Origin of the sequence: Clostridium sp. AF02-29 (genome assembly GCF_934835585.1) — a bacterium.
GTDB classification, from domain to species: Bacteria; Bacillota; Clostridia; order Lachnospirales; family Lachnospiraceae; genus Otoolea; species Otoolea fessa.
The window spans coordinates 17,930-29,535 of record NZ_CAKVZK010000013.1; the positions used below are offsets into that span (position 1 = coordinate 17,930).

The 11,606-nt window shown below is 49.7% G+C and carries 11 protein-coding genes; all 11 read left to right on the forward strand.

Annotated features, from left to right (window positions below):
- Nucleotides 1-88: 88 nt before the first annotated feature.
- The 11 genes from PUQ60_RS05005 to murD all read left to right on the forward strand — a co-directional run bounded on the left by PUQ60_RS05005 (nt 89) and on the right by murD (nt 11,519).
- Nucleotides 89-889 (forward strand): OadG family transporter subunit, encoded by an 801-nt coding sequence (locus PUQ60_RS05005; protein WP_273380817.1) that lies wholly within the window; start codon nt 89-91, stop codon nt 887-889.
- 28 nt (nt 890-917) lie between these two features.
- Nucleotides 918-1,274, forward strand: a complete 357-nt coding sequence (locus PUQ60_RS05010; protein WP_273380819.1) for an acetyl-CoA carboxylase biotin carboxyl carrier protein subunit — start codon at nt 918-920, stop codon at nt 1,272-1,274.
- 63 nt (nt 1,275-1,337) lie between these two features.
- A complete protein-coding gene (locus PUQ60_RS05015) occupies nt 1,338-2,489 on the forward strand; it encodes a sodium ion-translocating decarboxylase subunit beta (RefSeq protein ID WP_022360208.1) in 1,152 nt (383 codons plus the stop codon).
- 242 nt (nt 2,490-2,731) lie between these two features.
- A complete protein-coding gene (locus tag PUQ60_RS05020) occupies nt 2,732-2,917 on the forward strand; it encodes an aspartyl-phosphate phosphatase Spo0E family protein (RefSeq protein ID WP_022360209.1) in 186 nt (61 codons plus the stop codon).
- A gap of 230 nt (nt 2,918-3,147) precedes the next feature.
- A complete protein-coding gene (mraZ, locus tag PUQ60_RS05025; protein ID WP_273401181.1) occupies nt 3,148-3,573 on the forward strand; it encodes a division/cell wall cluster transcriptional repressor MraZ in 426 nt (141 codons plus the stop codon).
- Nucleotides 3,570-4,508, forward strand: a complete 939-nt coding sequence (gene rsmH, locus PUQ60_RS05030; protein WP_022360211.1) for a 16S rRNA (cytosine(1402)-N(4))-methyltransferase RsmH — start codon at nt 3,570-3,572, stop codon at nt 4,506-4,508. Before mraZ ends, rsmH begins: the two co-directional genes overlap by 4 nt.
- 91 nt (nt 4,509-4,599) lie before the next feature.
- Nucleotides 4,600-5,079, forward strand: a complete 480-nt coding sequence (locus tag PUQ60_RS05035; RefSeq protein WP_273401182.1) for a cell division protein FtsL — start codon at nt 4,600-4,602, stop codon at nt 5,077-5,079.
- Nucleotides 5,057-7,228 carry a penicillin-binding protein 2 gene (locus tag PUQ60_RS05040; RefSeq protein ID WP_273417125.1) on the forward strand — a complete coding sequence of 724 codons (2,172 nt, stop codon included), beginning with the start codon at nt 5,057-5,059 and terminating at the stop codon, nt 7,226-7,228. The genes PUQ60_RS05035 and PUQ60_RS05040 overlap by 23 nt, the downstream gene beginning before the upstream one ends.
- A gap of 104 nt (nt 7,229-7,332) precedes the next feature.
- Nucleotides 7,333-9,114 (forward strand): penicillin-binding transpeptidase domain-containing protein, encoded by a 1,782-nt coding sequence (locus PUQ60_RS05045; protein ID WP_337955615.1) that lies wholly within the window; start codon nt 7,333-7,335, stop codon nt 9,112-9,114.
- Between the two features lie 88 nt (nt 9,115-9,202).
- Complete coding sequence (gene mraY, locus PUQ60_RS05050) at nt 9,203-10,159, forward strand: phospho-N-acetylmuramoyl-pentapeptide-transferase (RefSeq protein WP_273380414.1); 957 nt, start codon at nt 9,203-9,205, stop codon at nt 10,157-10,159.
- 10 nt (nt 10,160-10,169) lie between these two features.
- Nucleotides 10,170-11,519: a UDP-N-acetylmuramoyl-L-alanine--D-glutamate ligase gene (gene murD / locus PUQ60_RS05055; RefSeq protein ID WP_106999726.1), complete on the forward strand. Its 1,350-nt coding sequence runs from the start codon at nt 10,170-10,172 to the stop codon at nt 11,517-11,519.
- Nucleotides 11,520-11,606 lie beyond the last annotated feature (87 nt).

Here is an 11,606-nt window from a genome sequence, read left to right on the forward strand (position 1 = left end):
AAACATGGATGCTGTCAGGATATGATTCACGAAGAAAGAGGGACGTCCGTCAAAGCATGGAACGATCTAATTACGAGGTGACACATTTATGAAACAGAATATGAAAAGAATGCTGCTTGTACTTTGCATGGCAGTCTGCTTTTTCGCTCTGTCCGCCTGTGGTAGCGCTTCTGAAGAAGCGGTAGAGCCGATTTCTCCGGAGATCGAGCAGACCATGAGCGATGGCGCTAAGAGCTATCTGGAGCAGTTCGCCAGCTACAGTGACGAAGATCTGGCAGCACAGCTGAAACAGGCTGAGAAGCAGAAAAACACAGTCATTGAGTCTGCAATTTCTTCTTGGACCAGTTCTAAGGACGATTTAGGCAAGATGGGTGAGGTTCAGAGCGTGACCGTAGAGCGCGCCGATGATGACAGCTACACAGCAGTTGTTCAGGCTTCCTTTGAGAAGAGAAACTTGACTTTCTCCCTGACCGCTGAGGAGAGCGTAAGCAGCTACGGCGGTACTTCTCTGGTACCGACCGAGTTATCCTTTGTTGTAAACTACAGCTTCGGTGAGAAGATGGAGAAGGCAGCATTAAATACCCTGATGGGTATGGGTACCGTATTCCTGGTACTGATTTTCATCAGCTTAATTATCAGCAGCTTCAAGAAGGTTAACGAGATTGAGGCAAATGTAAAGGCTAAAAAAGCAGGAGCAGAGGCACCGGCAGCAGCACCGGCACCTGTACAGACTGCAGCACCGGCAGCAGCGCCGGCACGTACCGCAGCACCAGCAGCAGGCAATGCGGCAAACGATGGAGAACTGGTAGCAGTTATCACTGCAGCGATCGCAGCAGCAACCGGCGTACCGGCAGACAGCGTAAACATCCGCTCCATTACACGTAAATAATCATCGATAAAATCTGGAGGAATTTAAAATGAAGAATTATACTATCACCGTAAATGGTACAGCATATCAGGTAACCGTAGAAGAAGGATTTGCAGGCGCAGCAGCTCCGGCTCCAGCAGTAGCTCCAGCTCCAGCAGCAGCTCCGGCTCCAGCAGCAGCACCGGCAGCAGGCGGCGTAACCATCACATCCCCGATGCCAGGTAAGATCCTTGGTATTAAGGCAGCAGCTGGCACAGCTGTAAAACGTGGTCAGGTTATCCTGCTTCTGGAAGCTATGAAGATGGAGAACGAGATCGTAGCTCCTCAGGACGGTACCGTTGCCAGTGTTAATGTTGCAGTAGGCGATATGGTAGAACCGGGCGCAGTTCTTGCTACATTAAACTAATCTAATTTTTATAAAACTGGCTGAAAAAATACGGGATATGTTATTCCGTTTGGAGGAATTAATATGGAATATATAACAACTACATTGTCCAATCTTCTTCAGCAGACAGCATTCTTAAACCTGACATTTGGAAACATCGTTATGATTTTCGTAGCGCTGATTTTCCTGTATCTGGCAATCGGAAAAGGATTCGAGCCGTTACTGCTTCTTCCTATTTCCTTTGGTATGCTGCTTGTAAATATCTATCCGGATATTATGAGATCGATTGAAGACTCATCGAACGGAGTTGGTGGACTTTTACATTACTTTTATTTACTGGATGAGTGGAGTATCTTACCATCCCTCATCTTCATGGGTGTCGGTGCGATGACAGACTTCGGTCCGCTGATCGCTAACCCGAAGAGCTTCCTGCTCGGTGCAGCTGCTCAGTTCGGTATTTACGGCGCTTACTTCATGGCTATCTTCATGGGATTCAACGATAAGGCTGCGGCTGCTATCTCCATCATCGGTGGTGCAGACGGCCCGACCTCTATCTTCCTGGCTGGTAAACTTGGTCAGACAGGTCTGATGGGACCGATTGCCGTAGCAGCTTACTCCTACATGGCTCTGGTTCCGATTATCCAGCCGCCGATCATGAAACTCCTTACCACCAAAGAGGAGAGAGAGATCCGTATGGAGCAGCTTCGTCCGGTATCCAAACTGGAGAAGATTCTGTTCCCGGTTGTTGTTACAATCGTTGTCTGCATGATTCTGCCGACAACTGCTCCGCTGGTTGGTATGCTTATGCTTGGTAACCTGTTCCGTGAGTCTGGTGTTGTTAAGCAGCTGACAGAGACTGCTTCCAACGCCCTGATGTACATCGTCGTTATCTTCCTGGGTACTTCCGTAGGTGCTACTACCAGTGCAGAGGCTTTCTTAAACCTGGATACCATCAAGATCGTAGTTCTGGGTCTGATTGCATTCGCTCTGGGTACTGCAGCAGGTGTTATCTTCGGTAAGATTATGTGCAAGGTAACTCATGGTAAGGTAAACCCGCTGATCGGTTCCGCAGGTGTATCTGCAGTTCCGATGGCAGCACGTGTATCCCAGAAGGTTGGTTCTGAGGCAGATCCGAGCAACTTCCTTCTGATGCACGCAATGGGACCGAACGTAGCTGGTGTTATCGGTACTGCCGTAGCAGCAGGTACATTCATGGCTATCTTTGGCGTGAAATAGGATAGAGCAGATTTATTCTGAATAATGTATTTATATAGTAGGGTGGGATTCTTCGGGATCCTGCCCTATTGTTATATGCAAACGTCGGTTGCTGTTCACGGGTAGGCACTTTTGGAACCGAAACGTCGTTTTTTGTCGAATTTAATCGGTCGAAATAGTTTGCTTTTTGCTGGTGGAAGACGTAAAATGACAGTGAAGTAAGGAGGAATGGCACTAGAGAATAGAAAAGGAGAATGCACAGGATGGCGGATATGAGAGAAGAATTAGTTCAAAAGATTGAACGGGCAAGACAGCAGCTGAATCAAAATATTGACACAAAGGCAGCATATGACATAATTTATCACTACAGTGTGGAGCTTGACAAACTCTTAAATCAGTATATCGGGCTGGAGACGGAGACTGAAAGAGGGCTGGAGACGGCGCTATAAAATAAGAGTGGAAATAGAAACAAATATAGATAAGTACAGAAAACTCAGGTACATGTGTTCGGAAAAAGAACCGGTGCCTGAGTTTTCTGATTTTTTTTCGATTTAGACCTTGCCATTTTGATGGGCATGTACTAAAATAAACATAACAAGTGGTAGAAAGTGGTGAAAAGTGGAACGAAATGGATTTTCGGGACACAAAAGTGGTACACATCGGATGACGGGTGATTGATATGTTCATGGGAGAATACAATCATACAATCGATGCGAAGGGACGTTTGATCGTTCCGTCGAAGTTCAGGGAACAGCTTGGAGACGAATTTGTGGTGACAAAGGGGTTGGATGGCTGTCTTTTTGTGTACGATAACACCGAGTGGAAAAAGTTCGAAGAGAAGTTACAGGCACTCCCACTTACCAATCAGAATGCCAGAAAATTCTCCCGTTTCTTTCTGGCAGGTGCCTCGGCGTGTGAGGTGGATCGTCAGGGACGAATCCTGCTTCCTTCGGTTCTGCGGGATTTTGCAGGACTCGAGAAGGAGGTTGTCCTGGTCGGCGTCGGAAGCCGGATCGAGATCTGGAACAAGGCGATCTGGGCGGAGAAGAATGTCTATGATGACATGGAAGAGATTGCAGAAAATATGGAAGGCCTTGGCATATGATATTTAATCACAAATCAGTATTATTAAATGAGACGGTTGACAGTCTCTGTGTAAAGCCCCAGGGTATCTATGTGGATGGGACACTGGGAGGCGGCGGTCACGCGAGCGAGGTGGCGGCACGGCTGGGAGACGGCGGACGCCTGATCGGGATTGATCAGGATGCGGATGCGATTGCGGCTGCGTCAGAACGTCTGGCTCCCTTTGGAGATAAGATAACCGTTGTGCGGAGCAATTATGAGCGGATTGCACAGGTGTTAGATGAGCTGGAGATTCCGCAGGTGGATGGAATTTATCTGGATCTGGGTGTTTCTTCCTTCCAGCTTGACACAGCGGAACGGGGATTTACCTATCGCGAGGACGATGCGCCGCTGGATATGCGGATGGATCAGAGAAATGAGCAGACCGCGAAGGACATCGTCAATACCTACAGTGAGATGGAACTGTACCGGATCATCCGGGACTACGGTGAGGATCGGTTTGCGAAGAATATTGCAAAACACATTGTACAGGCACGACAGAAAAAAGAGATTGAGACGACAGGCGAGTTGACGGAGATCATCCGGGCATCGATTCCGGCAAAGGTCCGGGCGACCGGCGGTCATCCGGCAAAGCGTACGTTTCAGGCGATCCGGATCGAGTTAAACCGGGAACTGGATGTGCTGGAAGATTCGATCGATACGATGATTGAGCGCCTGGCACCGGGCGGACGGCTTTCGATCATTACGTTCCATTCCCTGGAAGATAGAATCGTAAAGAACCGTTTCCGGACGAATGAAAATCCATGCATCTGCCCGCCGGATTTTCCGGTCTGTGTTTGTGGACGCAAAAGCCGCGGTAGGGTGATTACAAGAAAACCGATTCTTCCGACCGATCAGGAGATGGAAGAAAATCCGCGTTCCAAGAGCGCAAAGCTCCGGGTATTTGAAAAATCATAAACAAAAGCATAACTGCACCGCAGAACAGAGATCGTTTCAGGTGCGGGGGAGATAAAAGAGAGAAAAAGCGAAAGAGCAGGGAGGGAACGTTATGTCTGTCAGAGGGAGACAACATGTATCGGCCTCCACGTATGTGGACGGTAATACCGTGCGAAAAGTTCAGAGAACCGTGGAGATAAGACCAGAAAGAGATGAGAGAGAGGAGTACCGGCATAAACACGCCGTGCGCCGCAACCAGGAAAAGGCGCTTTACATGAACGGACCGTATGTGCTGGCGCTGACCATCGCTGCGCTGATCACGCTGGTTTTATGTATGAATTATCTGCATAAGCAGGCGTCGATCACGACCCGTATCAACCACATTGAGGATCTGGAGCTGAAACTGGAGAACCTGAAGTCCGAGAACGATGCACTTCAGACCCGGATTGACACGTATGTGGATCTGGATCATGTATATAAAGTGGCGACCGAAGAGCTCGGCATGGTATATGCAAATAAGGATCAGATTCTTTTATATGACAAGACGGAAAGCGAGTATGTAAGACAGTATGAGGACATCCCAAAACACTAACGGCAGACAGACCTTTCGGAAATATATGCAGGAAAAGCTGGCAATTACCGTCCTGGTAATTATGCTGGCTTTGTTTGCATTGGTGCTGGTGCTTTATAATCTGGTAAAAAGTAAGGGCGAGTCGTACAATCAGATAGTCCTGAGCCATCAGGACTATGAGAGCCGCACGATTCCCTACAAGCGCGGCAATATTATCGACCGGAACGGGACGTATCTGGCGATTAGCGAGAAAGTTTACAATTTGGTCGTCGATCCGAAGCAGATTCTGGATACGGAGGAGAACTACCAGTATCTCGATGCCACGCTGGACGCGCTGGTGGAGTGCTTCGGTTACAAGCGGGACGAGCTGCAGGCGATGATCGAGGAGAAAAAAGACAGCCAGTATGTGATCTATGCGAAACAGCTTCCAGCGGAAGACAAAGAGAAGTTTGAGACTTATGAGAAGGACAAGAACAAGGAATACCGGGCGCTGCCGACGGAGGAAGGCGGCAACCAGCGTATCACGGGCGTATGGTTCGAGGAAGAATATAAGAGAACGTATCCGTACAATGAGCTGGCATGCAATGTGGTCGGTTTTGCCCTCAAGGATGGCAATGCATCCGGCGGTGTTGAACAGTATTATAATGATATCCTGAACGGTGTGAGCGGTCGTGAGTATGGTTATTTAAACGGCGATTCGAACGTCGAGCGAACAGTAAAACCGGCGCAGAACGGAAAGACGCTGGAGTTGACGATCGACGTCAACATCCAGAAGATTGTCCAGAAATATCTGGATGAGTGGCAGGCGGGCATTGGAAGTAATCTGGCGGCGGCGATCGTCATGGATCCGAACAGCGGTGAGATCCTGGCGATGGATACAACGACCCGTTACAATCTGAATGATCCGTACAATTTAAGTACCTACTATACGGATGAGGAAATCCAGGCGATGGATGAAAAGGCGAAGTCCGAGGCGTGGTATAAAATGTGGAGAAACTTCTGCGTGAGCGACTCCTATGAGCCAGGTTCTCCACAGAAAGCATTTACGGTAGCCGGGGCGATCGAGGAAGGCGCGATTTCCGGAAACGAGGTCTTTGAGTGCGGCGGAAAACTGCATTTCGGAGACTGGGATATCCGGTGTGTTGCCCGAGCCGGTCACGGACCGCTGACGATCACACAGGGATTGATGAAATCCTGCAACGTCGTTATGATGCGTATTGTATCACTGGAGGGAAAAGAGAAGTTTGTCCAGTATCAGAAGATTTTCGGATTTGGCGAGAAGACAGGCATCGACCTTCCGGGCGAGGCGTCAGGTCTGATTTATCAGGCATCCAATATGGATCCGGCTTCTCTGGCGACCAACGCATTTGGACAGAACTATAACTGTACGATGGTGCAGATGGCAGCCGGATATGCGTCCTTAATCAACGGCGGTTCCTATTATGAGCCGCATGTGGTAAAAGAGATTCTGAACGACGAAGGATCCGTTGTCAAATCCGTTTCTCCAAATCTGGTGCGAGAGACGGTTTCGGAATCGACCTCGAACTTCATTAATAATGCGCTTTACCAGACAGTATCAGGTGATGGCGGTACCGCGGGCGCGGCGGCAGTTGCCGGTTACGAAGTGGCTGGTAAGACAGGTACGGCGCAGAAGCAGCCGCGTGCGGAGAAGAATTATCTGGTTTCCTTTATCGGATATGCACCGGCATACAATCCGCAGGTACTCTGCTATGTGGTAGTAGATACCCCGCATCTGCCGGGCGAACAGCAGGCACATTCGACTTTTGCCAGCGAGATTTTCAGCAAGATCATGGCGGAAGTCCTTCCATATAAGAATGTATTCCCGGCAGGCGGCGCGGCACAGGATCTCGAGACCAATCTTTCCGGCCAGGAAGAAGGCATTATAAGCGGCACAGTGACCGAGGATCCGAATGCAGCTGAAACACCGGCAGAGACGACTCCGGCTCCGGAGGGCGGCTGGGCGAACTACGATGAGGAATTTATCGATTCCGGAGACGAGTACAGCTATCCGGATACGATGGGAAATGGGCAGGATGAATCGGCGGCGGTTGGAAACGGTGAAACGGCTGGAACGGGCAGAGACACCGGAACAGCGGATAATGCCGGAGAAACGGCAGCTTCCCAGGAAGCGCAGGCAGCGGGAGATTAAGAATTGTGCCTGTCGGGAAGACTTATCTATCCTGCGTGGAAAATACAGAATAAAGAAACGGTTCTTATGATATACTGTAGCAATGAGATCAGACAGGAAGCAGTATGAATCGGAACCGGACGCATCACAGAGGAAGAACTGTCTTTTTGTGCGCCGCCATCTGCCTGTGCATGGCAGGATTGGCGGGGAGACTGTTCTTCCTCATGCTGTATAAAGCGGATTATTACAGCCAGATGGCGGAGGAGCTGCATCGGCGGGAGCGCAGTATCAAAGCGCCGCGCGGGCGGATCCTTGACCGGAACGGAACGGTGATCGCCGATAACCGGACTGTATGTACTATCTCAGTGATTCATAATCAGGTAAAAGATCCGGAGACAGTTATCCGGGTTTTAAGCGAAGAACTGGGACTTCCGGAGGCGGAGGTGCGGAAAAAAACGGAAAAACGATCTTCCAGGGAGGTGATCAAGTCCAATGTAGAGAAAACGCGGGGCGATGCGATCCGGGAAATGCGCCTGGAGGGAGTCAAGGTGGATGAGGACTATAAACGATATTATCCATATGGACGTCTGGCATCGAAAGTGCTGGGATTCACCGGGGGAGATAATCAGGGGATCATCGGTCTGGAAGTACAGTATGAGAAGTATTTAAAGGGCACGGATGGCAAGATCCTGACGCTCACGGACGCGGCGGGGATCGAGCTGGAAAATGAGGCGGAGGATCGCATCGAGCCGGAGGCAGGGCGGGATCTGCAGGCGAGTCTGGATGTCAATATCCAGATGTACGCGGAACAGGCGGCGTACCAGACGATGCAGAAAAAGAATGCGAACCGCGTCTCGATCATCGTGATGAACCCGAAGAACGGGGAAATCTATGCAATGGTAAATGCACCGGAGTTTTCATTGAATGAGCCGTTTGAGCTGGTGACAGATGGAAAAAGCGAAGCTTCAGAAACAGAAGAAGACATATCCTGGAAGAATGAAGTGCAGTCACACGCAGCATCAGCGCAAAATAAACAAGCTCTCCTCAATCAGATGTGGCGCAATCCCTGTTTAAATGATACATACGAACCGGGGTCTACATTCAAAATCGTGACTGCCGCTGCGGGACTGGAGGCGGGCGTGGTCAACCTGACTGACCAGTTTTCCTGCCCGGGATTCCGGATCGTGGAAGATCGGAAGATTCGGTGTCACAAGGTGGGCGGACACGGCGGGGAGACGTTTTTACAGGGAATGATGAATTCCTGCAATCCTGTTCTGATCGATGTCGGGCAGCGGCTGGGACCGGAGCGGTACTATCAGTATTTTAAGCAGTTTGGTCTGCTGGGAAAGACTGGGATTGATCTGCCGGGTGAGGCGGGGACGATCATGCACCAGCCGGATCAGATCGGACCGGTGGAGCTGGCGACCGTCTCTTTTGGGCAGTCGTTTCAGATCACGCCGATCCAGCTCATTACAACGGCATCCTCCCTGATCAACGGGGGCACGCGCATCACACCGCACATCGGTATCCGTGCCGTGCGGGCAGATGGTCAGGCAGTCCATGTGTTTGCCTATCCAAAAGGGGAGAGAATCTTATCGGAGCAGACGAGTGAGACGTTGCGTTATATTCTGGAACAGGTGGTGGCGGAGGGGAGTGGAAAAAACGCCCGGATCGAGGGCTACCGGATCGGCGGAAAGACGGCAACCTCGGAGAAACTTCCAAGGAGCCGGAAAAAATATATTTCCTCATTTTTAGGGTTTGCACCGGCGGACGATCCGCAGGTGATCGCGCTCATCACCATCGATGAACCGGAAGGAATCTACTATGGCGGGACGATTGCCGCCCCGGTGATCCGCGATCTGTTTGAGGTCATTTTGCCGTATCTGGGGGTGGAGAAAAGAGGTTGATTATTCCCCTAAAAAGACGTATACTATTGAGGTGTATAAATTGAGGAACTATCTCTGTATACATAGGAAGATAAGTTAGAGGTGTGACATGGTAAATGAAACAATACTGGCGGTTATCATCGCATTTGTGGTCAGCGCAGTGCTGTGCCCGATCGTGATACCGTTTCTCAACAGGTTGAAATTCGGACAGCAGGTGCGCGATGACGGACCGCAGACGCATCTGAAAAAGCAGGGAACCCCGACGATGGGCGGTCTGGTAATTCTTTCCAGCATCATCATTACGTCTCTGCTCTATATCCGGGATTATCCGAAGATCATTCCGGTGCTGTTTATGACTGTTGGATTCGGCGTGGTTGGATTTCTGGACGATTACATCAAGATCGTGATGAAACGTTCGGAGGGCTTAAATCCGATCCAGAAGCTGATCGGACAGTTTGTGATCACAGGTATTTTTGCCTATTATATTGTAACCTCACCGGACATCGGAACAGGGATGCTGATTCCATTTACCGGCAAGTATTTACAGCTTCCGGTCTGGCTGTTTGTACCGGCACTGTTCTTCATCATTCTGGGAACTGACAATGGCGTGAACTTCACAGATGGTCTGGACGGTCTGTGCACCAGTGTGACGATTCTGGTAGCAACGTTCTTTACGATCGTGGCGATCGGGGAGAACAGCGGCATTAGCCCGATTACCGGCGCAGTAGTTGGAAGTCTTCTGGGCTTTCTTCTGTTCAATGTCTATCCGGCGCGTGTGTTCATGGGCGATACCGGTTCACTGGCACTTGGCGGTTTTGTTGCTTCCAGTGCCTTTATGATGCAGATGCCGATCTTTATCGCGATCGTGGGTCTGATTTATCTGGTGGAAGTATTATCTGTTATTATTCAGGTAACCTATTTTAAGAAGACGGGCGGAAAGCGTTTTTTCAAGATGGCGCCGATCCATCACCATTTCGAGCTCTGCGGATGGTCTGAGACCAGAGTCGTAGGCGTATTTTCGATTATTACGGCAATCCTTTGCCTTATAGCATACTTAGGATTATAGGAGGAAGATTATGAGTCAGAAAGTATTAGTAGCAGGAACAGGTATCAGCGGTATTGCAGCTGCAAAGCTCCTTCTCTCAAAAGGCGGGGAGGTAGTGCTTTACGATGGCAATGAAAAACTGGATCCAGAGGAGCTGAAAAAGAAATTTGACGAAGGCGCGACGATCACGTTCGTCCTCGGAGAGCTGAAAAAGACGGATTTGTTAGGCGTGGAGCTGGCAATTTTAAGCCCAGGCATCCCGACCGATGCACCGTTTGTAGAGATGATTCGTGAAACCGGTATTCCGATCTGGGGCGAGATGCAGCTTGCATATCACTGTGCCAAAGGACGTATGGCAGCCATTACCGGCACGAACGGAAAGACAACGACGACTTCCCTGACCGGCGAGATCATGAAGTCTTTCTATGACAGCGTATTTGTAGTTGGAAATATCGGTGAGCCGTTTGCATTCCATGCATTGGAGACAACGGATGAGACCGTAACTGTTGCAGAGGTATCGAGCTTCATGCTGGAGACCATGACTGATTTCCACCCGAATGTAAGCGCTATTTTAAATATTACCCCGGATCATCTGGATCGTCATAAGACGATGGAATGCTACATCGAGACGAAAGAGAGCATTACCAAGAACCAGAAAGAGGGCGATGTCTGCGTCCTGAACTATGAGGATCCGGTACTGCGTGAATTTGGTGAGACTTTAAAAGACATCAAGGTGGTATATTTTTCCAGTCTGCGTACCCTGAAACAAGGTTTCTACCTGAAAGAGGATGAGATTGTATACAATGACGGCGAGAAAGAGACCGTGATTGTCAATATCCACGATCTGAAGCTACTTGGCCGTCATAACCATGAAAATGTTATGGCAGCGGTTGCTATCAGTATGAACATGGGCGTTCCGCTGGAGAAGATCCAGAAGGTGATCAAGGAATTCAAGGCAGTTGAACACCGCATTGAGTTCGTAACCGAGCGTTTTGGTGTCAAATACTACAACGATTCCAAGGGAACCAACCCGGATGCAGCGATGCAGGCGATCAAGGCGATGCCGGGACCGACCTTATTAATCGCAGGCGGATATGATAAGCATTCCGAGTTTGACGAGTGGATCGAGAGCTTTGGCGGAAAGGTACGCTATCTGGTGCTGATCGGCCAGACCCGCGACAAGATTGCCGAGTGTGCAAAACGCCACGGCTTCAATGATATCATGTACGCGGAAGATCTGCAGGAGGCTGTACAGGTATGTGCATCCTACGCAAATCCAGGCGATAACGTCCTGCTTTCACCGGCATGTGCAAGCTGGGGGCAGTTCAAGAACTTTGAAGAGCGCGGACGCAAATTCAAAGAGTTTGTGAGAAATTTGTAATACCAAGGTTCAAAGGTCGGAAATCCGACGCAAGATTGCTTGCAGGAGGAATTGTGACTTTTGAGAATTGCGGAGTGCAAAGCACGC